At 69.6% G+C, this 23,575-nt stretch carries 24 protein-coding genes; 11 read left to right on the top strand and 13 right to left on the bottom strand.

Annotated elements, in window-relative coordinates:
* Positions 1-610 precede the first annotated feature (610 nt).
* Positions 611-1,453 carry a M55 family metallopeptidase gene (locus VLJ82_RS16150; RefSeq protein ID WP_408664392.1) on the bottom strand — a complete coding sequence of 281 codons (843 nt, stop codon included), beginning with the start codon at positions 1,451-1,453 and terminating at the stop codon, positions 611-613.
* Between the two features lie 257 nt (positions 1,454-1,710).
* Between VLJ82_RS16150 and helR the strand changes: the two genes are divergently transcribed.
* Positions 1,711-3,891, top strand: a complete 2,181-nt coding sequence (gene helR / locus VLJ82_RS16155; protein ID WP_408664393.1) for an RNA polymerase recycling motor ATPase HelR — start codon at positions 1,711-1,713, stop codon at positions 3,889-3,891.
* Between the two features lie 124 nt (positions 3,892-4,015).
* Here helR and VLJ82_RS16160 read toward each other — a convergent pair whose 3' ends face one another.
* Positions 4,016-4,411, bottom strand: coding sequence for a hypothetical protein (locus VLJ82_RS16160; RefSeq protein ID WP_408664394.1), 396 nt, complete (start codon positions 4,409-4,411; stop codon positions 4,016-4,018).
* A 251-nt stretch (positions 4,412-4,662) separates the two neighbouring features.
* Complete coding sequence (locus tag VLJ82_RS16165) at positions 4,663-5,109, bottom strand: ArsI/CadI family heavy metal resistance metalloenzyme (RefSeq protein ID WP_408664395.1); 447 nt, start codon at positions 5,107-5,109, stop codon at positions 4,663-4,665.
* Positions 5,110-5,200: 91 nt separating this feature from the next.
* Here VLJ82_RS16165 and VLJ82_RS16170 point away from each other — a divergent pair, with 91 nt between their 5' ends.
* The 4 genes from VLJ82_RS16170 (at position 5,201) to VLJ82_RS16185 (ending at position 7,452) form a co-directional block, all read left to right on the top strand.
* Positions 5,201-5,563: a metalloregulator ArsR/SmtB family transcription factor gene (locus VLJ82_RS16170; RefSeq protein WP_408664396.1), complete on the top strand. Its 363-nt coding sequence runs from the start codon at positions 5,201-5,203 to the stop codon at positions 5,561-5,563.
* Positions 5,560-6,225, top strand: a complete 666-nt coding sequence (locus VLJ82_RS16175) for an aquaporin (RefSeq protein ID WP_408664397.1) — start codon at positions 5,560-5,562, stop codon at positions 6,223-6,225. Before VLJ82_RS16170 ends, VLJ82_RS16175 begins: the two co-directional genes overlap by 4 nt.
* A complete protein-coding gene (locus tag VLJ82_RS16180) occupies positions 6,222-6,632 on the top strand; it encodes an arsenate reductase ArsC (protein ID WP_408664398.1) in 411 nt (136 codons plus the stop codon). The genes VLJ82_RS16175 and VLJ82_RS16180 overlap by 4 nt, the downstream gene beginning before the upstream one ends.
* Before the next feature lie 85 nt (positions 6,633-6,717).
* On the top strand, positions 6,718-7,452 hold the full coding sequence (locus tag VLJ82_RS16185; protein ID WP_408664399.1) for a class I SAM-dependent DNA methyltransferase: 735 nt from the start codon (positions 6,718-6,720) through the stop codon (positions 7,450-7,452).
* A 49-nt stretch (positions 7,453-7,501) separates the two neighbouring features.
* Here the strand turns inward: VLJ82_RS16185 and VLJ82_RS16190 are convergent, their stop codons facing one another.
* From VLJ82_RS16190 to VLJ82_RS16205, 4 genes are all read right to left on the bottom strand, one after another.
* Positions 7,502-8,056, bottom strand: coding sequence for a hypothetical protein (locus VLJ82_RS16190; protein WP_408664400.1), 555 nt, complete (start codon positions 8,054-8,056; stop codon positions 7,502-7,504).
* A gap of 142 nt (positions 8,057-8,198) precedes the next feature.
* A complete protein-coding gene (locus tag VLJ82_RS16195) occupies positions 8,199-8,576 on the bottom strand; it encodes a VOC family protein (RefSeq protein WP_408664401.1) in 378 nt (125 codons plus the stop codon).
* A gap of 31 nt (positions 8,577-8,607) precedes the next feature.
* Positions 8,608-9,759: a serine hydrolase domain-containing protein gene (locus VLJ82_RS16200; RefSeq protein WP_408664402.1), complete on the bottom strand. Its 1,152-nt coding sequence runs from the start codon at positions 9,757-9,759 to the stop codon at positions 8,608-8,610.
* A gap of 36 nt (positions 9,760-9,795) precedes the next feature.
* Positions 9,796-10,293, bottom strand: a complete 498-nt coding sequence (locus VLJ82_RS16205) for an ArsR/SmtB family transcription factor (protein ID WP_408664403.1) — start codon at positions 10,291-10,293, stop codon at positions 9,796-9,798.
* Between the two features lie 58 nt (positions 10,294-10,351).
* On the opposite strand from VLJ82_RS16205, the gene VLJ82_RS16210 reads away from it, so the two are divergent.
* The 3 genes from VLJ82_RS16210 to VLJ82_RS16220 are packed head-to-tail and all read left to right on the top strand — an operon-like array spanning position 10,352 to position 13,120.
* On the top strand, positions 10,352-11,632 hold the full coding sequence (locus VLJ82_RS16210; protein ID WP_408664404.1) for an MFS transporter: 1,281 nt from the start codon (positions 10,352-10,354) through the stop codon (positions 11,630-11,632).
* A gap of 2 nt (positions 11,633-11,634) precedes the next feature.
* Complete coding sequence (locus tag VLJ82_RS16215; RefSeq protein ID WP_408664405.1) at positions 11,635-12,609, top strand: D-cysteine desulfhydrase family protein; 975 nt, start codon at positions 11,635-11,637, stop codon at positions 12,607-12,609.
* A 40-nt stretch (positions 12,610-12,649) separates the two neighbouring features.
* Complete coding sequence (locus VLJ82_RS16220; RefSeq protein ID WP_408664406.1) at positions 12,650-13,120, top strand: hypothetical protein; 471 nt, start codon at positions 12,650-12,652, stop codon at positions 13,118-13,120.
* Between the two features lie 8 nt (positions 13,121-13,128).
* Here the strand turns inward: VLJ82_RS16220 and VLJ82_RS16225 are convergent, their stop codons facing one another.
* The 3 genes from VLJ82_RS16225 to VLJ82_RS16235 form a co-directional block, all read right to left on the bottom strand.
* On the bottom strand, positions 13,129-14,805 hold the full coding sequence (locus VLJ82_RS16225) for a phospholipase D-like domain-containing protein (RefSeq protein WP_408664407.1): 1,677 nt from the start codon (positions 14,803-14,805) through the stop codon (positions 13,129-13,131).
* A 337-nt stretch (positions 14,806-15,142) separates the two neighbouring features.
* Positions 15,143-16,069 carry a phospholipase A2 gene (locus tag VLJ82_RS16230; protein WP_408664408.1) on the bottom strand — a complete coding sequence of 309 codons (927 nt, stop codon included), beginning with the start codon at positions 16,067-16,069 and terminating at the stop codon, positions 15,143-15,145.
* A gap of 246 nt (positions 16,070-16,315) precedes the next feature.
* Positions 16,316-17,179 carry an alpha/beta fold hydrolase gene (locus tag VLJ82_RS16235; RefSeq protein ID WP_408664409.1) on the bottom strand — a complete coding sequence of 288 codons (864 nt, stop codon included), beginning with the start codon at positions 17,177-17,179 and terminating at the stop codon, positions 16,316-16,318.
* A gap of 44 nt (positions 17,180-17,223) precedes the next feature.
* Here VLJ82_RS16235 and VLJ82_RS16240 point away from each other — a divergent pair, with 44 nt between their 5' ends.
* The gene (locus tag VLJ82_RS16240) at positions 17,224-18,033 is read left to right on the top strand and encodes an exodeoxyribonuclease III (protein ID WP_408664410.1); all 810 of its coding nucleotides are present in this window, start codon (positions 17,224-17,226) and stop codon (positions 18,031-18,033) included.
* Between the two features lie 17 nt (positions 18,034-18,050).
* On the opposite strand, the gene VLJ82_RS16245 is transcribed toward VLJ82_RS16240, so the two are convergent.
* From VLJ82_RS16245 to VLJ82_RS16255, 3 genes are all read right to left on the bottom strand, one after another.
* Complete coding sequence (locus VLJ82_RS16245) at positions 18,051-19,409, bottom strand: hypothetical protein (protein WP_408664411.1); 1,359 nt, start codon at positions 19,407-19,409, stop codon at positions 18,051-18,053.
* A gap of 72 nt (positions 19,410-19,481) precedes the next feature.
* Positions 19,482-20,507: a tryptophan--tRNA ligase gene (trpS, locus tag VLJ82_RS16250; protein ID WP_408664412.1), complete on the bottom strand. Its 1,026-nt coding sequence runs from the start codon at positions 20,505-20,507 to the stop codon at positions 19,482-19,484.
* Between the two features lie 204 nt (positions 20,508-20,711).
* Positions 20,712-21,683 carry a Ku protein gene (locus VLJ82_RS16255; RefSeq protein WP_408664413.1) on the bottom strand — a complete coding sequence of 324 codons (972 nt, stop codon included), beginning with the start codon at positions 21,681-21,683 and terminating at the stop codon, positions 20,712-20,714.
* A gap of 59 nt (positions 21,684-21,742) precedes the next feature.
* On the opposite strand from VLJ82_RS16255, the gene ligD (VLJ82_RS16260) reads away from it, so the two are divergent.
* Positions 21,743-22,666 (top strand): non-homologous end-joining DNA ligase, encoded by a 924-nt coding sequence (ligD, locus tag VLJ82_RS16260; RefSeq protein WP_408664443.1) that lies wholly within the window; start codon positions 21,743-21,745, stop codon positions 22,664-22,666.
* Complete coding sequence (gene ligD, locus VLJ82_RS16265) at positions 22,656-23,570, top strand: non-homologous end-joining DNA ligase (RefSeq protein WP_408664414.1); 915 nt, start codon at positions 22,656-22,658, stop codon at positions 23,568-23,570. The genes ligD (VLJ82_RS16260) and ligD (VLJ82_RS16265) overlap by 11 nt, the downstream gene beginning before the upstream one ends.
* Positions 23,571-23,575: the final 5 nt, after the last annotated feature.

Genomic DNA, 23,575 nt, shown 5'->3' on the forward strand with positions numbered 1-23,575 from the left:
CGGGGACGAGCGCTTCTCCCTTGAAGAATTTGCTCAGCGCGGTTCAGTGTCATACACCCAGGAGAGCTACGGATATGTATCGAACTCAACAGTAGTGGTACACGCGGACACTGAGCTCGACCGAGTTCTTCAGGCCATCGTCGAGTATCTCAAATAGACAGTTGGACTTGGGTACTGCCAGTGCAAGGGCATGAATACGGACACACTTTCCGCGGCCTTGCTGCGTTGAATCAGAACTACCACTAAGCCAGGCGTTGTTATGTCAAGTAGCGGGCATAGCTCGCTAGGTGGCGCAAGGGGGATGCGCGACGGGCAGCTGCGATGGTGCGGCGACCTGAAGAGCATGCCTGGACGGACATCAAAATACGGACTGCCGAACGACGAACTCGCACCCGCATCGAGTTCGCGCGGCCCGGAGTTCCTTGAGACGGATCAAGCTGCCGGAAAGATCCTGGCCAGGTATCGGGTTATCGCACCACGGGAAACGCGCGGAATCCGGTCTCAGATGCCCCGCTCGGTCACCGTCGTAGATCCGATAATCGACATTATGTCAATTCACTTCTGGACCGGTACCCCCTACCTGTCGAGCACCGGTTCACCTCCAACCGACCTACTCGGCGATGCCTCGGGTGAGCAGCACCAGGGTGACGAAAGTGCGGTAGAGCCGGATCGGATCGTCGTCCGCGAGGTGCACGACGGTCGGCTCGTCCCGGTCCGGCTCGACCCGTTCCAGCCAGGTCGCCATCTCGGCCAGGTCCGGATTGCGCAGCCGGATGGTGAGCGTGGCTGGCAGCTCGATCCGCGCGGTCGGTTTCGGCGTGGCGCCGCCCAGCGCCTCGACGGCTTCTCGCGCCCGCTGAGCGATCAGTCGGGTGGCCTGCGCCGGGTGCAGGCTCTCGGCGGCGAACCGGGACACCGACTGCTTCACCACGGCCGCGCGAGCCTCGGGCCAGAACGGGCGGAGCTCCGACGCCGTGGTCTGGTCGCCCGTCACCAGCACCACCGGCACGCCATGACCGAGTGCCACCAGCGAGTTGATACCGGACTCGCCGGCCAGCGTGCCGTTGAGCCGGACCTCCGCGATCGCCGCCGGGTTGTAGGTGTGCGACAGGGTTGCCGGTCCGGCCGAGGCCGAGCCGTGATAGGAGAGGAAGAAGATGGCGTCGAAGGACTCGTCGAGGCCCTGCATCATGTACAGCGGCTTGTGCCGTCCGGACAGGTATGCGGCTTCCCCGTTCAACCGCTCCGGATGCAGGTTCGCCATCTTGCCGTGCGAGTCGTTGACGAGGAACTCGTGCGGCCCGCCGGCCTGGTTCGCCCCGTCGATCGCCGCGTTCACCTCGTCCTGCAGCAATCTCCGGTAGAGCTCGTAGTCCTGCTGGCCCGGACGGCACTGCTCCCAGTCCACCACCCCGGCGGTGCCTTCCATGTCGGAGGAGATGAAGATCTTCACCCGTGCTCCCCTTCCCGGTGTGAGGTCCGTCCGGACACGTCATGGGTGACGGTAACGGTTGGCGGAACGCTACGCGGAGCGGGTCGCGTTGGGCGAGAAGGTCGTCCGTCGACAGCTCGGCCGGGCCGGAGCGGGACGATGCGGAAAGGAGATCTCTCCTTCCACTTCAACATATAGCGCCCCCCGGGTCTTGCGGCAAGACCCCGGTCATGGCGCAGAATCGCCGACCGGACTGAAAGACCCCAGGAGTTGATGCCGTGACCCCGCCACCCACCAGCGTGTTCGACCTTCCCGACCGGCTGGCCGCCAAGGCCGACCCGGCACTGATCGCCAGCGACGAGCGGCACTTCGCGGCACTGGCCGCGAGCCTGGAGGAGACGATCGCCGACCTGTCCGAGCGTCTCGCCGTCGAGCGCAGGTCCCCCGGCCGCGGCGGCCAGGCGGCGATGGACCGGGATTTCGAGATCCACCGGTTGACCGCCCGGTTGCGTGCACTGCGCCGCTACGGCCTGGACCTGTGCCTCGGCCGGATCGTCGGCGCGGACGAGGAGGAGCCGGTGTACATCGGCCGGTTCGGCCTGACCGACCGCACCGGCCGGCACGTGCTGCTGGACTGGCGCTCCCCCGCCGCCGAGCCGTTCTTCGGCGCCACCCACGCCAATCCGATGGGCCTGGCAAGCCGGCGCAGGTACCGCTGGACACGCGGGCGGATCAGCGACTACTGGGACGAGGTGTTCGCCGCGGAGCAGTTGGCCGGCCTGGCGGGGCACGCGGCGCTGGACGACCAGTCCGCCTTCATCGCCAGCCTGGGCAGTTCCCGCTCGCCGCGGATGCGCGACGTGCTCGGCACCATCCAGGCCGACCAGGACGCCATCATCCGGGCCGGCTCCCGCGGCACCCTGGTGGTCGACGGCGGTCCCGGGACCGGCAAGACCGTGGTGGCGTTGCACCGTTCGGCCTACCTGCTCTACTCCGACCCCCGGCTCGGCCACCGCAGTGGCGGTGTGCTGTTCGTCGGCCCGCACCGGCCCTACCTGGCCTACGTCTCCGACGTGCTGCCCAGCCTCGGCGAGGAGGGCGTGCAGACCTGCACCCTGCGCGACCTCGTTCCTGAGGGAGCAACCGCAGCGGTCGAGACGAATCCTGAGGTGGCCCGGTTGAAGTCGTCGGCGGAACTGGTGCGGGCGATCGAGGCAGCGGTCCGGTTCTACGAGGAACCGCCGACCAAAAGCATGATCGTCAGCACCGAGACCACCGACATCCGGCTGACCGCGGACGACTGGGCCGAGGCGTTCGACGCGGCAGAAACCGGTGCCCTGCACAACGAGGCCCGCGAGCAGGTGTGGGAGGCGTTGCTCGCCATCCTGGTGGACAACTGTGACGACGGCACCTCCCCTCCCCTGCTGCGGAAAGCCCTGCAACACAACGACGAACTGCTTGCCGCCTTCACCCGCGCCTGGCCGTTGCTGGAAGCCACCGACCTGGTGGGCGATCTCTGGTCGGTGCCCGCCTACCTGCGCAGGTGCGCGCCCTGGCTGAGCCCCGACGAGGTACGCATGCTGCAGCGAGCAGACCCGCAGGCCTGGACCGTCTCGGATCTCCCCTACCTGGACGCGGCCCGGCAGCGCCTCGGCGATTCCGAGGCGTGGCGGCGTGAGCGCCGGCGGCAGGCCACCATCGCCGCCGAACAGCAGGAGATGGCCAAGGTCGTCGAGCACCTCGTCGCCAGCGACGACTCCGAGATGCAGGTGATGTCCATGCTGCGCAGGCCGGACCTGCAGGCCGCCCTGGTCAACGAGGCGGCGCTGCCGAGCGCCGACCCCGACCTGCTGGCCGGCCCGTTCGCGCACGTCGTGGTGGACGAGGCCCAGGAGCTCACTGACGCGGAATGGCAGATGCTGCTGCTGCGCTGCCCGTCCCGCAGCTTCACCGTCGTCGGCGACCGGGCCCAGGCCAGGCACGGGTTCGCCGAGTCCTGGCAGGAACGGCTGGAGCGGATCGGGCTGGCGCAGATCAGCCAGGCACACCTGCGGATCAACTACCGGACGCCGACCGAGGTGATGGCCGAGGCGGAACCGGTGATCCGGGCGGTGCTGCCGGATGCCAACGTACCGACCTCGATCCGCAGCAGCGGCCTTCCTGTCGTGCACGACTCGATCGCGGAGCTGGACCCGATCCTCGACAGCTGGCTCGCCACTCATGCCGAAGGAATCGCCTGCGTCATCGGGGAACAAGCGTTGGCCGGCGACCGGCCACGCGTCCGGTGCCTGACCCCGGAGCTGTCGAAGGGACTCGAGTTCGATCTGGTCATCCTCATCGACGCCGTCAGGTCAGGCGGCGAAGCGTCCGGCAGCTCCGTCAGCGGCATCGAGGAAGCGGTCGACCGCTACGTCGCAATGACCCGAGCCACCCAGCAACTCGTGCTTCTCAGCTCTTGATCGGCAGCAAGCGGTACGGCAACCCAGGTTTGTCTAACGCGCGATTCTGAGCCTGGTGCTGACCCGTCCGGTCAGTCGGCGCCTGCGGACAGGTGCCGACTGACCGGGTTCATGGCGTTCTACCTCAGGCGTAATCCCGCAAGTAGCCGGTGCAGGAAACCTCCGTGCCAGCGTCGGTGTTGCAGATGCGCCAGTTCACCGCATGACCCTCGGCGATGCTGGCGTTGTAGGTCGCACAGTCACCGTTGGCACCGTTGACGTCGCGGAGCGAGCCATGGTTGCCGGGGTTGACAACCTCGTACCAGTCGATCTGCACGCCGTATCCGTCGACGCGGAGGTCGCAGGCGTAGAAGTGCTCGCCGAGATCATCGAACTCGCCGTAGCCGGAATCCGGCTGGCCTTTCGGATTTGAGATGTAGTACCCACTCGATGTTCCCGCGCTCGCAGGAGCGGCGCTCACCACGCCTGCACCGGCCATTACAGCGGCCGCAGTTCCCGCTAGTGCAATACGCTTCCACATGAGAACTCCCGTATGTCGTGACTGCCACCGAGCGGTAGCTCGGCGACGAGTGTGCGCACAAGCGGAAGGAGCCCTAACGTGGTCAAAAAGTACACAAATCGACAAACCTGTTTAAGTTCATCCCTTCCAAATCATTCTCCAACGGAGACCTATAGGGGCGACGGCGACATGGGCAACCCACGACGGCAGGGCCGGGACTCCGAATGCCCCGGCCCTTCGTCCGAGCTTCGGTGCCGGGCCAGGAGGGCCTATCAGCAGCAGGCGGCCGCACCGTCGGCGGAACCGGTGGTCGAGCAGGTGCCGTCCGGGCTGGTACCGCACCCGAACGTCTGGGAGTCGGCGAGCACCGTGTAGACCTCCCACTGCTCGCCGTTCGGCGTGCCCTGCACCCAGAACTTGTCCTGCTCGGCGTAGCAGCAGGTGGTGCCGCGCTGGTCGACCGAGGCCAGCCCGGCCTCGGCCAGCCGGGTCTGGGCGGCATTGACGGCGGCGACGTCCTCGACCTCGACCCCCAGGTGGTTGATCGAGCCGCCGTGCCCCGGGTTCTCCAGCAGCACCAGCTTGAGTGGCGGCTCGGTGACGGCGAAATTGGCGTACCCCTCGCGGACCTTGGCGGGCTCGACGCCGAACAGCTTGCTGTAGAAGGCGATCGAGGAGGTCAGGTCATCGACGTTGAGAGCGAGCTGGACACGGCTCATGGGTTCCTCCCGGAAACAGGACATCGACGGTTGTCTATGTCTTAGTGCGTGTCAGGTTGCCACTAGCATTGACATCTGTCAATATAGACGCATGTCGAAGTCTTCCGTGTTGACGCTCACCCCGGTCCAGGCGGTCGCCTGCTGCTCGCCGTTGAGCCGGGAACCGTTGAGCGCCGATGCCGCCGAGCGGATCGCCCCGCTGCTCAAGGCACTCGCCGATCCGGTCCGGCTCCGCCTGCTGTCGCTGGTGGCGTCGCACGAGGGTGGCGAGGCGTGCGTGTGCGACCTGAACGACGCCTTCGAACTGTCCCAACCGACCATCAGCCATCACCTGAAGGTGCTGCACGATGCCGGCCTGCTGACGCGGGAGCGGCGCGGCGTCTGGGTCTACTACCAGGTGCGCAGCGACGCCCTGGCCGGGCTCGCCACCCTGATCGGCACCGCCGCGCCGTGAGCTTGCTGGCCCGCCGGGTGCTGGCCGAGTTCGTCGGCACCGCGTTCCTCGTCGCGGCCGTCCTCGGCTCGGGGATCGCCGCCGTGCGGCTCTCCCCCGGCCAGGCCGGCCTGCAACTGCTGGAGAACTCCCTCGTCACCGCCGGTGCGCTGGTCGCGTTGATCCTGGCGCTCCAACCGGTGTCAGCGGCCTTCAACCCGGTGGTGACCGTGATCGAGCGAGTGCTCGGCAGCATCACCACCGCGGATGCGGCGGCACTGATCCTGGCGCAGTTCGGCGGGGGTTTCGCCGGCGCGGTGCTGGCCAACCTGATGTTCGACCTGACAGCCGTCACGCTGTCCGGCCACCACCGTTCGGGCAGCGGGCTGTGGCTCGGCGAGCTGGTCGCCACCCTCGGGCTGCTGCTGGTGGTGTTCGGCACGCTGCGGTCCGGCCGGACCGACCGCGTCGCCTTCGCGGTCGGCGGTTACCTGCTCGCCGCCTACTGGTTCACCAGTTCGACCTCGTTCGCCAATCCGGCCGTCACCGTTTCCCGCATGTTCTCCGACACGTTCGCCGGCATTGCGCCGTCCTCGGTGCCGGTTTTCGTCCTTGCCCAACTCGCCGGCGGCGTGCTCGGCTACGGCCTGATCCGCGGCCTCTACCCGGAGGTGCTGGCATGAGCGACCATCCGCCTACCGTGCTGTTCGTCTGCGTGCACAACGCGGGCCGTTCCCAGATGGCTGCCGGCTGGCTGACGTCGATCGCCGGGAACCGGATCGACGTCCGGTCGGCCGGCTCCGAACCCGCCGACCGGATCAACCCGGTCGCGGTCCAGGCCATGCGCGAGGTCGGCATCGACATCGCCGCCGAGCAGCCCAAGCTGCTCACCGACGGCGCGGTGTCCGATGCCGACGTGGTGGTCACCATGGGGTGCGGCGACAGCTGCCCCTACTACCCGGGCACCCGCTACGAGGACTGGCAGCTTCCGGACCCCGCCGGCCAGCCGATCGAGATGGTCCGCCAGGTCCGCGACGAGATCCGGGCCCGCGTCGAGAACCTCGTCCGGGAACTGCTCGGCACCGGTTAGCCAGCGGGCCGGCGCCGCGTCCGGTCCGCCGCCGCAGCAGCTAAATCGTTTGGGAGAACGCGCCCGAACCGCGAGGATGCCAGGTATGCCTGAGGATTTCTTCGGTGAGCGGGTTGCCGAGCACTACGACGACCCGCAGGACGAGATGTTCAGCCCGGCGGCCGTGGAACCAGCCGTCGAGGTGCTGGCCGAACTGGCCGGCGACGGGGCCGCGCTGGAGCTCGGCATCGGCACCGGGCGCCTCGCGCTGCCGCTGAGCCGGCGCGGGGTGCCGGTACACGGCATCGACCTGTCCCCCGCGATGCTCGCCCAGCTGGCGAAGAAGCCCGGCGCCGAGCGGATCGGCGTCACCGTCGGGGATTTCGCGCACACCCGGGTGCCGGGCAGCTTCACGCTCGGCTACCTGGTGTTCAACACCATCATGAACCTGACCAGCCAGGACGAGCAGGCCGCCTGCTTCGCCAACGTCGCCGAGCACCTGTCCCCCGGCGGGTGGTTCGTGATCGAGGTGATGGTGCCGGACCTGCAGCGGCTGCCGCCCGGCGAGACCGTCCGGCCGTTCGAGGTCAGCGAGACCCGGCTCGGCTTCGACTCCTACGACATCGCCAACCAGGGGCTGGTCTCGCACCACTACTGGCAGGAGGACGGCCGGTTGACCAGCGGTTCCATACCGTTCCGCTATGTCTGGCCGGCCGAACTGGACCTGATGGCGCGGCTGGCGGGAATGACGCTACGGCACCGCTGGAGCGACTGGCAGCGCACCCCGTTCACCAGCGACAGCCGCAAGCACGTCTCGGTGTGGCAGAAGCTGACCGGTTGAGAACCCGGCTCGGGTGGCCACTCGACCACCCGAGCCGGGTCTTGCGGGATCAGCCGCCCGACTCGGTCCCCGAGCCGTTGTTCGGACCGCCCCCGTGGCCCCTGCCCGGACCGCCGGCGCCCATGCCTTCCTCGACCTTGGTGACGGCGTAGTTCTTGTCGAACTTCACGGTCACGAAGCTTCCGTCGGCCTTGGTCATGTGCGCCTCGTAGGCGTCACCGTCGGCGTCGGTCTCGACCCGGAACACCGTCCCGCCGGGCACCGCCTTCAGCGCGGCCGCCTTGAGCTTGGCCGCCACGTCGGCGCTGACCGCCTTCTCGTCCGGACGGACCGGGGTGGCCTGCTTGTTCGCCCCCGGCGCGTTGTTCGCCCCCGGCGCGTTGTTGGTTCCCGGCGCCTCACTGCTGCTGGACGAACTCGGTGCGGACGGCGTGGTGGTCGCGGCGCTGGACAGCACCGTGCCACCGATGATTGCGCCGGCTACCGCACCGGTTGCGAGCAGGCCGCCGCCGACGAGCAGGCCCCGCCGCTTGCGTTCCGGCTGACTGGTCGGACCGTACGCCGGTGGCGGCACCGGCGGCGGCGACCATTCGTTCGGGTTCATGGAAACACCTCCTGACACCGGCCGGGCCCGGGTGGTCCAGCCGTGCCGCCATGGTGTGGAGCCAGCCTGGCGCGACGTCGTGCCGAAGCTGTGAGCAGCATGTGGATCGCGAAGCCGGGTACGCCTTCCCGCGGCTTCAGGGTCAGGCCGGCACCTCGTCCCAGGTGGTCAGGCAGAACGGGTGCCCGGCCGGGTCGGCGTAGACCAGGCAGTGATCGGCGTTCGGCTGCAGGGCGTACTTGCGGGCGCCGGCCGCCAGCACCCGGGCCTCGGCCGCCGGCAGGTCCTCGACGAAGAAGTCCAGATGCATCTGCATCGACGCGCGCGGGTCCGGCCAGCTCGGCGGCAGGTGTCCCGGAGCGGTCTGGAAGTCGATCCGGCCGCCCGGGCCGTTCACGGTTGCCCACTCGTCGTTGGCGAAGGTCACCCGGCCCCCGGTGATTTCGGCGTAGAACGCCGCCAGCCGGCGGGCGTCCGGGCATTCCAACGCCACCGAGCTGAGCCGGATCGCATCCGACATGACGCTGTTCCCCTCCCCTGTTGGCATCCGGTCAGCCGGCCGCGTACCGCCAGAACTCGCGCATCAGGTCCGGTGGCGTCGGGCTGGACATCTGCAACTGGCTGAGCAGGATCGCGATGGTCCTGGTCGCGGGGGTGATGTGCGCCGTGGTTCCGGTGCCGCCGACCCAGCCGTACCGGCCGGGCACGTTCCAGGGCTCGATGGCCTCGATGTCCACCGAGCCGCCGTAGCCCCAGCCCTGTCCCTCCAGGAACAGCCGGCCGGCCTCGCGCTGCCCGGCGGTCAGCTGGTCGGTGGTCATCTGACGGACCGACTCCGGGGACAGCACCCGGCGGTCTCGGAAGGTTCCCTGACCGAGCAGCATTCCGGCGAAGGCGAACCAGTCGTCGGCGGTGGACACCAGACCACCGGCACCGGACGGAAAGGCCGGCGGCCTGCTCCACCAGCCGTCCGGCGGATCGAGCAGCCGCAGGCTGCCGTCCGGGTCGGCCTGGTAGTAGCTGGTGAACCGGTGCAGTTTGTCCGCCGGCACCTCGAAGCCGGTGTCGAACATGTAGAGCGGTTCGAACAGCCGCTCGGTGAGGAACTGCGGCAACGGGCAGCCCGCGACCCGGGCGATCAGCACGCCGAGGATGTCGTAGCAGGTGTTGTACAGCCAGGCCTCGCCGGGCTGGTACAGCAGCGGAATGCCGGCCAGCCGAGCCAGCCACTTGTCCGGCGCCGGCAGCAGGTCCGGGCGCGGGCCCGGCTGCAGGTAGAGCAGCAGCCGCACCACGGGCCAGGAGAAGTCCGACGGAAAGCCGTATCCGGCGCGCGAGTCGAGCAGGTGCCGCACGGTGATCGGCCGGACGGCCGGCACCACGTCCTCCACCGGGCCGTCCGGCCGGCGCAGCACCATCGGCTCGGCCAGCTCCGGCAACCACTGCCGCACCGGGTCGTCGAGGGCCATCCGGCCGTCCTCCACCAGCACCATCGCGGCCGCGGCGATGATCGGCTTGGTGATCGAGGCGATCCGGAAGATCAGGTCCGGGTTCATCGGCATCCCACGCTGGAGGTCGGCGCACCCGACCGCGTGTTCTTCCAGGTGGTTCGGCCGGGACACCAGCGCCACCGCGCCAGGGATCGAGCCGGCGTCGACCTGGGCGTGCAGCAGGATCTGCAGCGGGTTCTGCTCGCTTGTCACCGGATCAGGATCACACGGATCATCGGCCTGTTCCTGTCAGGGCCGGTTCGGGTCCGGGTGCAGCACCAGGAACAGCGACCAGGCGGGTGCGGTAGGGTCGTCCGGCAGCGCGGCGAACTCCTCGAGCAGGTCGCGCAGCCGGTCGCGGAACTCGTCCAGCTGGGCGGTTGCCAGCCGCAGGCCGAGCCGCGCGGTGTCCACCTCCTCCCCCGGCACCAGGGCGAGCTCTTCCAGGAAGGCGTCCAGCATCGACCGGTCCATGGCCGGGACGCTGAGCCGCCAGGACTTCTTGGTGGCCAGGTATGGGATCTCCCGGGCGCCCCGCGCGCCCCGCCGCTCGGCCTGCGGCTGCAGGAAGCCGGTCCGCACCAGCGTCCGGGTGTGGTGCAGGATGCTCGCCGGATCCCGGCCGAGCACCTCGGCGATCTCCTTGTTGGTATGGGCCTCCCCCAGGCAGATCCGCAGGATCCGCAACCGCAGCGCCGAGGCCAACGCCCGGGCCTCGGAGTCGCTGGCCGGGCTCCGCTGATCCATGGCACCAGCTTAGCGGAAGTGATTGACAAACCTCAATCACTTCGCTGAGGATGGCCCGGTGACCGCCGACCTCCCTGGGACCGCTGACCTTTCCCGCACCCGGCGCGGCGGCCTGTGGCACCACCTGGATTTCCGGCGGCTGTGGATCGGCGAGACGGTCAGCCAGTTCGGCTCCAACATCAGCCAGTTGGCGCTGCCGCTGATCGCCATCCTGATCCTGCGGGCCAGCACCTTCGAGGTCGGGCTACTGGTCACCTGCCAGCTGGCGGCGTTCCTGGTGGTGGGGCTGCCGGCCGGCGCCTGGGTGGACCGGATGCGGTTCCGCAGCGTGCTGATCGTCAACGACCTGCTGCGGGCGGCGGCGCTGGCCTCGATCCCGGTCGCGCACTGGCTGGGCGTGCTCAGCATCGGCCAGCTGTACGCGGTGGCGCTGCTGACCGGGATCTGCACGGTGTTCTTCGACGTGGCCTACCAGTCCTACCTGCCCCAACTGGTGCAGCGGCAGGAGCTGGTGGAGGCGAACGCCAAGCTGCAGGCCAGCGAGTCGGTCGCCCAGATCGGCGGCCCCAGCCTCGGCGGCGCGCTGATCCAGGTGCTGACCGCGCCGTACGCGATCCTGCTGGACGGGCTGAGCTTCCTGTGGTCGGCGGCCTGGGTGCACGCCATCCGCGCCCGGCCGCCGCGGCCGGAGCGGGCACCCGACCGCAACCTGCGCCGCGAGATCGGCGAGGGGCTGCGGTTCGTGCTGGGCAACCGGTTGCTGCGCGCGATCGCGATGTGCACCGGCCTGTCGAACCTGTTCGCGGCGATGGCGAGCGCGGTGTTCTACGTGCTGCTCGCCCGCGAGCTGCGGCTGTCGGCCGGCTGGATCGGCCTGATCGAGTCGACCTCGGCCATCGGCGGGCTGGTGGGCTCGTTGCTCGCCCGCCGGGTCGCCGACTGGCTGGGGCAAGGCCCGGCGATCTGGGTCGCGGCGCTGGCGATGGGTCCGGGCGGCTTCGTCGCGCCGTTCGTGCAGCGCGACTGGACGCTGGGGCTGCTGGCCCTCGCCCAGGCGGTCATGTGGGTGGCCGTGGTGGTCTACAACATCACCCAGGTCAGCTTCCGGCAGGGCCTGTGCCCGCCGGCGCTGCTGGGCCGCATGAACGCGACCATGCGGTTCCTGGTCTGGGGCGCCATGCCGGTCGGCGGCGTGCTCGGCGGCCTGCTCGGCTCGGCGATCGGTGTCCGGCAGACCCTGTTCGTGGTCGCGGTGGGCAGCGCGCTGACCTTCCTGCCGGTGTTCCTCTCCCCGCTGCGGGACCTGAAGGAACTGCCGTCGGCCGCCGCTACGGTGTGACCATGACGGCACCTCGCGTGACCCTCGGTAGCTGGCCCACCGCGCTGGAGCCGGCGCCCCGGCTGGCGGCCGCGCTGGGGCTGGGTTCCGAGGACTTGTGGATCAAGCGGGAGGACCTCGGTGGCCTCGGTGCCGGCGGCAACAAGTTGCGCAAACTCGAATTCACGGTCGGGGCCGCGCTGGCCGACGGCGCGGACACGCTGGTCACCCTGGGCGGCGCGCAGAGCAACCACGCGCGGCTGACCGCCGCGGTCGGCGCCCGGCTCGGGCTGCGGGTGGTGCTGGTCTTTCCCGGCCGGTACGCAGGAATCCGGAACGGCAACGTCGCACTGGCGGGCCTGTTCGGCGCCCAGGTGCACTGGGCCGGCGACGTGGATTTCGTGGGGTTGGCCGAGGTCGCTCACGGGATCACCGAGCGGCTGCGCGCCGACGGTGCCCGGCCGGTGCTGCTCCCGCTGGGCGGCTCCAGCGCTACCGGGGCGCTCGGGTATGAAGAGGCCGGCCGCGAGCTGCTCGGCCAGCTGCCGGACCTGCACACCGCGGTCGTCGCGCTCGGCTCCGGCGGCACCATGGCCGGGCTGGTGGCCGCACTCGGCCCGGACCGGGTGCTCGGGGTGGACGTGGGTGCGGTGGCTGACCCGGCCGGGGTGGTGGCCGAGTTCGCCAGCCAGGTCGGGCCGCGGGCGGTTGCCGGCGAGCAGCTGCGGATCGACCGCGACCAGGTGGGGGCCGGTTATGCCACGGTGGGCGAGCCGGTGGTCGAGGCGATGCGGCTGGTCGCGCGCACCGAGGCGCTGGTGCTGGACCCGATCTACACCGGCCGGGCGATGGCCGCCCTGGTGGCGGCGGTCCGGGCCGGGACGGTCACCGCCGGTGTTCCGACGGTGTTCCTGCACACCGGTGGCCTGCCCGGGCTGTTCGGGTACCCGGACGCGGTCGGCGCGGCCGAGCAGATGCTGGACAGCTATCCGGAGTAGACCGGGCGCTCGCGTCGCGGAGTGCGCAATACTTCGCCGCATGACCGAGACCCTCAACCACCGCGCCATCGGGATCGAGCTGTTCAACCAGACCTGGGCGCTGATGGACAAGCCGGACCGCTCCGTCGAGGAGAACGACGCCATGCTGCACATGGCACATGCCTCGGCGCACCACTGGCGGGCTGAGGGATCCGGGGCGACGCCCAACAACCTGGCCCGCAGCGAGTGGCAGGTGTCGCGGGTCTACACGGTGCTGGGTCGTGCCGAGCCCGCCGGCTACCACGCCCGGCGGTGCCTGGAGATCTGCCAGGCCAACGGCATCGGCGACTGGGATCTCGGCTATGCCTACGAGGCACTGGCCCGCGCGGCCAGCGTTGCCGGCGACGCGGCTGCCGCTGCGAGGTACGTCGAACAGGCCCGCGCGGTCGACATCGCCGAGGACGAGGACCGCGACCTGCTCGCGTCCGATCTGGCCACCATTCCCGGCTTGAGCGGCGGCAACGCCGGCTGAGCCGCCGGTTATCCGCCGGTGCCGGCGTACAGGATTCGCCTGGCGGACTTGGGGGTTCCGGGTTTGTAGTACGGCTCCAGCCAGCTGTCGTCCTCGGTCAGGTAGTCGTGCGCCTCGGGCGCCCGCTTGCGCAGTCGCTGCGCCCACCAGCGGGCGTAGAAGTGGTCGAAGATCCGCTGGAACTCGGCGAAGTAGACGTCGGCCACCTCGGTATCCCCCGTGATCACCAGCATATTCTCGTCGTTGGAGATGGTGGAGGCGCTGGAGAAGTTCGCCGAGCCGGACACGGTGACCGGCACTTGGCCGAGCGGGTCGACCAGCAGGATCTTGGTGTGCAGGTAGCGGGCGTGCAGGTTGAACCCGGTCAGCTGCTCGGCGGCCCAGCTGCTCAGCGCTTGTGGGCTGCCGGTGGCGCCCACGGCGACCTGCACCATCCGGTCGGTCGACCAGATGTCCTGGTGGTTGTCCCGTGAGTCCAGCAGCACGAAGCGCAGCACCCCGGGGGTGTGTGCGGCGGCCAGCTGGGCTTCGAAGTGGGCGTCGTCCAGCCCGAACGGCAGCGTGATGGAGGTGCTGGCCGGCGAGGTGGCGAAGCCGGTCGCGTACCAGTTCAGCGGGTCCAGCGCGGTACGCGGGCTGAACAGCGGGTGCACGCCGGGATCGCCGAGGCTGCCTGCGTCGAACGGGCTGTGCTCGTCCGTCCAGGCCCGCAGCAGGGGCTTCACCGGGTCGCCGGCCACCTGGCCCCAGTAGTCCAGGTAGGCCTGTGCCACCGAGGCATCCCGCACCACGTGCCCGACGTTGGAGTGGCCGAAGATGCCGCCCTGGCTGAGGTTCGTCGAACCGGTCCACACCTGTGCCGGGCTCAGCGTGCCGTCCGCGGCCTTGTCGGCGCGGACGATGAACTTGTTGTGCGCGATCGTCGCGTGGGTGCGTGGGATGACCGCGGCACGGTCGAAGCCGGCGGAGTCGACGGCGGCCTGGATGGCCACCTCGTTGGCCTGGCCCTCGTCGCCGTCGGCGTGGTAGATCACCTGAACGTCGGCGCCGGCGGCCTGCGCCTGGGCGAACGCCGCCAGCACGCTCGGCTCGGTGAACTGGTACACCGCGGCCCGCAGCGCCAGCGACGGCCCCGCGCCGTCGGTGATGTAGGCGATCAGCGCCTCGTGCAGGCCGCGGGACAGCCAGCGCATCGCCGCGGCACGCCGAGCCGGCGGCAGCTGGTCCGGCGGGGCACCGAACTTGGTGGCGTAGGCCTGGCTGGCCGCCACCCCGCGGTTGAAGTAGATGCCGTGGGTGCCGGTGTCCGGGTCGTCGGTGGTGACCTCGACCTGTGCGGTGACCGAGTCCTTGCCGGTCAGGTCGTCGGGCGTGCCGTACTGGGGCAGCACGGTGTAGTGGTAGCGGTGCCCCGGCGTGGTGGTGTAGTCGCCCCACCACATGGCTTGGATGGGCTGGCGCTGGGTCGAGTAGATCGTGGTCAGCGCCGGCGTCGGCACCTGAGACTTGAAGGTCTTGAACCCCGACAGCCACTTCGACCTGTGGCTGGTGAGGTCCTGCCGGTGGATCGCGAACCCCAGGCAGCCGGCGCGGGCAGCGTCGGTGAGGTCGAAGCCGAGGAAGACCGCATGGTTCCCGGCGATCGCGTTGACCGTCAGCCCACCGTTGTCGACACGTACTCGCATAGCGGCCCCCGCGCTCTGAGTCGATGCCGCACGATAGCCCGCCGCACGGCCTTCCGGTGGCTGGATGGCACAAAACCGATGACAGGTCTGTGGCCTCGGACTGATTCCATCCGTAGTTCTGGCTCTCAACAGGGAGAGGGAGCGACACTGCCCTGACACTCAGCGGCATCGAAATCACTTCGTGCGCCTGAAGCAGTTGGGTCGCATGCGGCAGGAAGCGGTCCTTTTGCCGTTCGATCGCCTAGAGGTGAATCGGCCCGTGTTCGGGGTTGACTACTAACCCATACGAATAACGGGCTGAATCCGTAGTGCTGCGAGCCTCGTGCTGTCAGACCATCTACCATCTTAAACGATCGGATTCGATGCCACTACTGCTGGTGACCCAATGACGAGGGTGATCTCCTGAAAAACAAAGGGTAGCCTCACGGACGCGTCCGGCGCCATCGATGGTGAAGGTCTGGCTCCAAAAGCCACCCGGATCGATTGAATCGCGGCAGGTCAGCGTGACCCGACTACCAGGCTTGAATCCTGTCAAATAAACGTCGTACCAGTAACCGAAGGTAGCCGACCCACCTTGTGTCAGCTGGATACTCGCTGTTGGAGGTAGCGATTCACAGGTTTCATCATACGGACTACCGCTGTAATCCCCGTTAGGGCAATAATCCTGGGAGGGGGTACCGCAAGTACCGTCGGCGCTCGATTCACTGAAGTCACCGCTCGGACAGTTATCGAGCGATGGCGGCGGGGATCCGCTTGCTCCCCAGTTACTTAGTCTGCGAACGGCAGAATAGACAATACTCGCCTCATCCTGGCAGGCAACCCAGTTAATATATTTCTTCCACCCGGGATATTTGTTATTACAGAGTCTAAACATTTCAGCCTTGAATCGGTCGTCGATCGCAAGACGCATGGATTCATTACGATACAGAGTCAAACCCTTACCAAAATTTCGGTACCCGAAATCATGAAGGCGACAGGGTTGATTAAATAAAGTTCTGTAAAAGCTCGAAATTGATCCGATCTGATCTGCACCACTGCAACCGTCGTCACTCCAGTCGAAAGAGTTATAAGGTGCCGGTTTGCGACAACCCTCGGACCCACTCATACAGCCAACAGCCCGGAATCCTGATTGGCGTGTCACATACTGATAGTAAGTCAGGTGTATTGTCTCGAGAGCATACCGATATTGTTCATATCGATCCGAATCGGCGTCCGCAGAAGCGCGAGATGGCCATGAAAGTACGCTGACGATCAGCGCAATCATGACTGCTATGTGTCTGTAACGACCACGCTGATATTTCATTGGTTCCCCCTGAAACGGTCGGGTAACCGTTGAAGGACGGTAGCACGCTTAGATACGTCGTTAGCGCTCCTTGAGAACTATTACCCCGCCTGGGTGTGACGGCTTCGAGCGGGACTTGGCGGCCTGCGACAGTCCTCTGAATAGCTGTCGATGCGTTGCTGTCCGCCCCGCGGCGTTCGTTGTCAAAGATAACGCACCGAGGGGCGGTCAGCCGGCCGCGACCAGCGTGCGCAGGTCCTCGATCTGGGTGCCGGGGTCGATGTCGTGGCCGCCGTCGGGGTTCACCACCACCTTGGCGTTGGGGATGCGGGTGCCCAGCCACGCGCTGTGCCGCGCGGAGATCCGGGCATCCCGGGCGCCGTAGCGAACCGTGACCGGTACCGCGATCTCGTCGAAGGAGTAGCCCCAGCCCTGCAGGCACGACAGGGCGTCGTCGACCCGACCCCAGACCCCGGCGGTGTACGCGCCGTGCATCGCGGCCACGAACGCCCGCTCGTCGTCGGAGACCGCCGGCGCGTCCCGGTCGGCGGCGGGCACCCCCGCCCTTTCCCGGGCCAGCCGCACCAGGTCGTGCTCCGCCTGCCGGAGCAGGTTGTCGTGCAGCACCTGCTCGCCCTCCAGCGCCCAGCCGAACTCCCGGGTGGTCTCCGGACCCATGTCCGCCCACCAGTCCAGGCCCTCGGCGTCGTAGGGAGCGAGGCTGGCCTGGCACTCGACAGCCGTCACCCGGTCAGCCAGCCTGGCGGCCACCGCCAGCGCGTGCGGCCCGCCGCCGGACCAGCCGCTCACCGCGAACCGGTCGATTCCCAGCGCGTCGGCGATGGCGGCCACGTCCTGGGCGCAGTCGACCACCCGCCGGCCCGGCCGGCGGTCCGAGGCGCCGTAGCCCGGCCGGTCGTAGGTCACCACCCGCAGCCCGGCCGCTGCCAGCGCGGCCTCGTCCGGGCGAGCCAGCCGGGAGCCCGGGGTGCCGTGCAGGAAGAAGACCGGAACGCCGTCGGCAGCGCCCCACTGCGCAACGCCGAGCGCCCGGCCGTCGGGTGCCGTCACGGTGTTCAGCCGGTGCCTCATCCTTCGGATTCTGCCCAACCGCGGCCGAATGCCAGTATCAGTGAGTGCGCATCGCGACCTGGAACGTCAATTCCGTCAAGGCCCGGCTGCCGCGGCTGCTGAGCTGGCTCGCCGACCGGCAGCCGGACGTGCTGCTGGTGCAGGAGACCAAGGTGCCCGAGCAGGGCTGGCCGGCCGGGCCGCTGGCCGAGCTCGGCTACGACTCGGTGCACCTGGGCAGCGGCCGGTGGAACGGGGTCGGCATCCTGTCCCGGGTGGGCCTGGCCGACGTCACCTACGGGCTGCCCGGGCAGCCGGACTTCGACGACGCGGCGGAGGACCGGGCCGTCGGCGCCACCTGCGGTGGAATCCGGCTGTGGTCGCTGTACGTGCCGAACGGCCGGCAGGTCGGCCACCTGCACTTCGACTACAAACTGCGCTTCTTAGACGCCGTCCGGGCGCAGGCGGCCGCAGAGCGGGCCGCGCTGGGGGCGGACGCGCCGTACGGGCTGCTCGGCGACTTCAACGTGGCGCCGCTGGACGCCGACGTCTGGGACATCGCGGCCTTCGACGGCGCCACCCATGTCAGCGCGCCGGAACGGGCCGCGCTGACCGCCATCCGCGAGGCCGACCCGGACGCCCCGCTGCTGGACCTGATGCCGCGCGCCTCGGCCGACCCCGCGGACCGCCGGCATCCCTACACCTTCTGGGAGATGCGGATGCTCGGCTTCCAGAAGGGCCGCGGCATGCGGATCGACCTGGCGCTGGTCAACGAGCCGCTGGCCCGCTCGGTGCGCTCGGCCTGGGTGGACCGCGACGCCCGGCGCGGCGAGGGCCCGTCCGACCACGCGCCTTTGGTGCTGGATCTCGAGTGACCACCGCCTAGGCCGGATTACCAGCCTTCCATCCGGACCTGGCCGAGCCGGCCGTGCAGGTCGCGCATCGCCGCCCACACCTGGTCGCTGGGCCGGACCGAGCTGCCCGGCGGGTCGAGCAGGATCGGGGCGTCCACCCCGAGCAGGGCGCGCAGCCGGTCGGCTTCGACCGGGCTGCTGGTCGCGAAGGCGATCGCGGTGGACAGCAGCGCCCCGCCGCTGGCCAGTTGCCCGACGGTGTCGGCGTTCTCGGCCGACAGGCCCACCGCGGCGTTCTGCTGCCGCGCGGTTCGCACGATCCGGCCCAGCCGGGCGGCGAACGGGGCCGGCACGGTCATGCCGGCCGGCAGGTCGACGTGCAGGAGCCGCGGGAAGTCCGCCCGGGTCGCGAACTGGCCGAGCAGCTGGATCACCGGCAGCGCCGCCCCGAGCTGGCCGGCCTCGGCCAGGCTGATGACGGTGACGTAGCCGGGCTCGATCCGCTCCTCCCCCGGGTTGGCGAACAGCTGGGTCAGCCCGGCGCCCTTGGACAGCCCCGCCACCGTGTCCCACAGCCCGCCCAGGCCCACCGCGCCCTGCACCAGGTCCTCCAGCCGCGGCACCGCCTGCGGCCGGCGCACGATCCGGACGTTCTTGCCCAGCCCCGGGGCCCGCGACACCAGCTGGCCGGACAGGTCCACCAGCACCACGCCGCTGCCGCGAGCCGCGGCGTCCTGCGCGACGCTCAGCACCAGCCGGGCCCGCTCGTCGGCGTGGCCCAGCACCGCGAACAGCGGGCTCTTGCCGTCCCGCAGTGCTGCGTGCGGGTCGAAGCAGACCCGGTGCCCGTCCAGCGTCATGCCGATCTGGCAGCCCGAGTCGTCACCCAGCTCGACCGGGCGGGCGACCGGGCTGTCACCGGCGGGCTCGTCCTGCTCCGGGGTTTCCGCCGCCTCGCTGTCGGGGGCCTTGCTGTCGGTGGCCTTGCTGTCGGTGGCCTTGGTCAGGGACGGACCGGCTGGCTGCTCGACCGCCGGCTGCGGCAGCCGCACTCCTGCCCGGGCCGCCTCGGCGAAACCCGCCTCCCAGGCCAGCGCCTGGTCCTGGGTGAGGGAGTACAGGTCGGCCGGCAGCAGCTCGGCCGGGATCTCCTCCAGCCGCTGGTCGCGCAACAGGGTGAGCAGCGCCTCGGGCGCCGCCTGCTCGGTCCAGCGCACCCCGGCCTGCCAGCCGCGCTGGAACTGCTCGCCGATCTCCGGCCCGAACGGGTGGCCGGACCCCTCGGCCGCTTCCACGGCGGCCAGCAGGGCGCGCTGGCACACCTCCGAGATGGGGATCCGGGCGGCCTTCACCCGGCGTTCCAGGTCGTCCGGCAGGTAGACGTTCGCTCGGCCCACGGCTCTTCTCCGTCCTATGCGTAGTACTACCCACAGTACGCGCATATCCAATTGGTTCACGAGCCCGTGCGGCTATCCCATCCGCATCGCGGCGTTGACCTCGGCCAGGGTCTGGTCGGCGATCTCGCGGGCCCGGTCCGCGCCGCGGCGCAGGATCGCCTCGGCGTCGGCGCGCCCCAGCCCGGCCCGTCGGGCCCGGATCGGGGCCAGCAGCCCGTTCACCGCGTCGATCACCACCCGCTTGAGCTCGGCAGCGCCGGCGGTGCCGATCCGCTCGGCTACCGCCGCCGGGTCCTCCCCCAGGCAGAGCCCGGCCAGGGTGAGCAGGGTGGCCACCTCGGGCCGGATGTCGGGTGCGTAGCTGATCCGGCGCTCGGAGTCGGTACGGGCCGCCCGGACCTTGGCGGCCACCTGGTCCGGGGAGTCGGACAACGCGATGCCGTTGCCCAGGCTCTTCGACATCTTCCGGCCGTCCAGCCCGAGCAGCGTGCCGGTGGCGCCGAGCAGCTCCTCCGGCAGCCCGAACACCGGCCCGTAGCGCTCGTTGAACCGGCGGGCGATGGCCCGGGTCAGCTCCAGGTGCGGCAGCTGGTCCTTGCCGACCGGCACCAGTTCGGCCTTGCAGAACAGGATGTCGGCGGCTTGGTGCACCGGGTAGGTCAGCATCAGCGCGCTCACCGACGACCGGCCGGCGGTGCGGATCTCCTCCTTCACGGTCGGGTTGCGGTCCAGCTCGCCGGTGCTGACCAGCGACAGGAACGGCAGCAGCAGCTGGTTGAGTGCGGGTACCGCGCTGTGCGCGAAGATCGTGCTGGCGTCCGGGTCGATGCCGCAGGCCAGGTAGTCCAGCACCATCGCGGTGCGCAGCTCCGGCAGGTCTACCGGGCGGTCCCGGTCGGTGACCACCTGGTAGTCGGCCACCACCACGAACAGCTCGCAGCCCTGCCGCTGCAGCCGGACTCGGTTGGCCAGGGTGCCGAAGTAGTGCCCGAGGTGCAGGCCGCCGGTCGGGCGGTCGCCGGTGAGCACCCGGCCGGCCACCGTGCGGCCGGTTGCCGGCGCGACAGCCCGGCCGGGTGCGGTTGTCGTTGCGGTCATGGATTTCCTCCTGGGAGTCAGGAGGGGTTGCCTGCCGAACGCGACAAAACAAAGGGCCGTCCGGCAGGACGGCCCCTCGGAAAGCAGCTGGGGTTACTGGAACGGGCCGTCCGTCATTCGGACGGCCGCCAGCTGCGCAGCACGGAGGCCGGGCAGCTGGACATGGCAGTCACGGTAGCAGGAAATCTCTGCGCCCGGCTGGGCTCAGGCGCTCTTGCTGGCTGCCTTCTTGGCCGGCGCGGCCTTCTTGGCGGCCGGCGCCTTCTTCGCCGGGGCGGTCTTCTTGGCGGGCGCCTTCTTGGCCGGGGCCGACTTCTTCGCGGCGGTCTTGGCGGGCTTGGCAGGCTCCTCCTCGGCCGGCGCGGCGCCGTCGGCCGACGAGCCGGAGTCCACTCCCCTGGCCCGGTCGACGCTGCGCTGCAGGGCGGTGAGCAGGTCGATGACCTCGCTGGTCTTGTCGTCCTTGGCGTCGTCCTTGGCCGGCAGCTGGGCCGACTCGCCACGCTCGAGCTTGGCGTCGATCAGCTCGACGACCGCCTCGCGGTAGCTGTCGGAGAACTGCTCCGGCTCGAAGTCGGCGGCCATGCTCTCGACCAGCGAGGCCGCCATCTTCAGCTCCTGCGGCCGCAGCTCCACGTCGGAGTCGAGGATCTGGAAGTCCGGCTTGCGGACCTCGTCGGGCCACAGCATGGTCTGCAGCAGGATCACCCGGTCGCGAACTCGCAGCACCGCCAGGGTTTCCTTCTGGCGCAACGCCACCTTGACGATGGCCATCCGCTCGGTCTCGATCAGCGCCTCGCGCAGCAGCGCGTACGGCTTGGCGGCCTTGGCATCCGGCTCGAGGTAGTAGGTCTTGGCGAACAGGATCGGGTCCACCTGGGTGCTGGGCACGAACTCCACCACGTCGATCTCGTGGCTGGTGGCCACCGGCAACTGGTCGAGATCCTCGTCGGTGAGGATCACCAGCTGGCCGTCACTCGTTTCATACCCCTTGGCGATGTCGTCGTAGCTGACCTCTTCGCCGCACACCGAGCAGGTCCGCTTGTACCGGATCCGGCCGCCGTCCTCGCGGTGCACCTGGTGGAAGCGGATATCGTTCTCCTCGGTCGCGGCGAACAGCCGGACCGGCACGTTGACCAGTCCGAAAGACACTGCGCCTTTCCAGATGGCTCTCATCTCTGCTCCTCACGGTGGTGCCCGCATGTCTACACAGGCAGCATGAGCCTATGCGACCGATGCTCGCCACACCCGGCCCACAGCCAATTGGCAAGGACTGGCAGCACGAAGTCAAGTGGGATGGTATGCGAGTACTGGCCGACATCACCGATTCCGGACTCCGGCTGGTGTCGCGCACCGGCCGGGACGTGACGGTCAGCTTCCCCGAGCTGGTGGTGGTGACCGACGGCGTCAAGGACGCCCTGATCGACGGGGAGGTCATCGCGCTGCGCGACGGGGTGCCGTCCTTCGCCGCGCTCGCCGACCGGATGCACGTCGGCGACGAGCGCCGGGCCCGGGAGCTGGCCCAGGTCCAGCCGGTGACCATGATGGCCTTCGACCTGCTGCGCCTCTACGGCGTGGACCTCACCCAGCGCCCGCTGAGCGAGCGGCGCAACAGCCTGGAACGGCTCAGCCTGCCGGAGCCGACCTGGCGCAGCTCGCCGGCCTACGACGACGGCCCGGCGCTGCTGGCGGCCACCCTGGACCAGGGCCTGGAGGGCGTGGTGGCCAAGCGCCGCCAGTCGATCTACCAGCCCGGCCGGCGCAGCCCGGACTGGATCAAGACCGCCCACAAGCTGCACCAGGTGTGCGTGGTGGGCGGCTGGCGGCCGGAGACCGGCTCGCCCGAGCTGATCGGCGCGCTGCTGATGGGCATGCCCGACGGCGCCGGCGGGCTGAGCTTCACCGGCCGGGTCGGCAGCGGGATCAGCCGGGCGGCCGGCCAAGACCTCAAGCGGCTGCTCGGCCCGCTGCGCCGGGCGGCGTCACCGTTCAACGCCGCGATCCCCCGACTGGACGCGGTCGGCGCCGTCTGGTGCGAGCCGAGCGTGGTGATCGAGGTGCGCCACCACGGCTGGACCACCGGAAACCGGCTGCGCTTTCCGGTGTTCAGGGGCGTGCGGCCCGACATCGACCCGGCCGAGGTGCGGCGTGAGTCCTGAACCCGGCGACCAGCGGATCAGCGTCGACGGCCACCAGTTCACCCTCAAGCGGCTGGACAAGGTGTACTACCCCGAGGCCGGCACCACCAAGGCCGAGGTGCTGGACTACTACGCCCGGATCGCGCCGGTGCTGCTGCCGCAGCTCGCCGACCGGCCGGTGACCCGGATCCGGTGGCCGGACGGCACCGGCTCCCAGCCGTTCTACGAGAAGAACCTGCCCAGCTACGCACCGTCCTGGCTGCGCACCGTCACGCTGCCCACCCCCGGTTCGTCCCGCAACCGGGAGACGCTGGCCTTTCCGGTGCTGGCCAAGACCGCCGACCTGATCTGGCTGGTCAACCTGGCGGCCCTGGAGTTCCACGTGCCGCAGTGGACGGTGGGCCCGCGCGGCGCGGTGCGCAATCCGAGCCGGCTGGTGATCGACCTCGACCCCGGGCCGCCGGCGGGCCTGGCCGAGTGCGCCGAGGCGGCCCTGCTGGTGCGCGACCGGCTCGCCGAGGACGGCCTGACGGCATTTCCGGTGACCAGCGGCAGCAAGGGACTGCAGCTCTACGCCCCGCTGGACGGTTCGCAGCCGGTGGAGAAGGTGCACGGCTACGCCAAGCGGCTCGCCGAGTCGCTGGAGCAGAGCCACCCGAAGCTGATGGTGTCCAACATGGCCAAGGTGCTGCGGACCGGCAAGGTGCTGCTGGACTGGAGCCAGAACAACCCGGCCAAGACCACCATCTGCCCGTACTCGCTGCGCGGCCGGGCCCGGCCGTGGGTGGCGGCACCCCGCACGTGGGACGAGCTCGCCAAACCGGGACTCCGCCAGCTCGAGAGCAGCGAGGTGCTCGACCGGGTGGCGGCCGACGGGGACCTGGCGGCGGAGCTGCTGCACGGCACCGCCCGGGTACCGGGCTGAGCCCC

Origin of the sequence: Jatrophihabitans sp. (assembly GCF_035474675.1) — a bacterium.
Taxonomy (GTDB): Bacteria; Actinomycetota; Actinomycetes; order Mycobacteriales; family Jatrophihabitantaceae; genus Jatrophihabitans_A.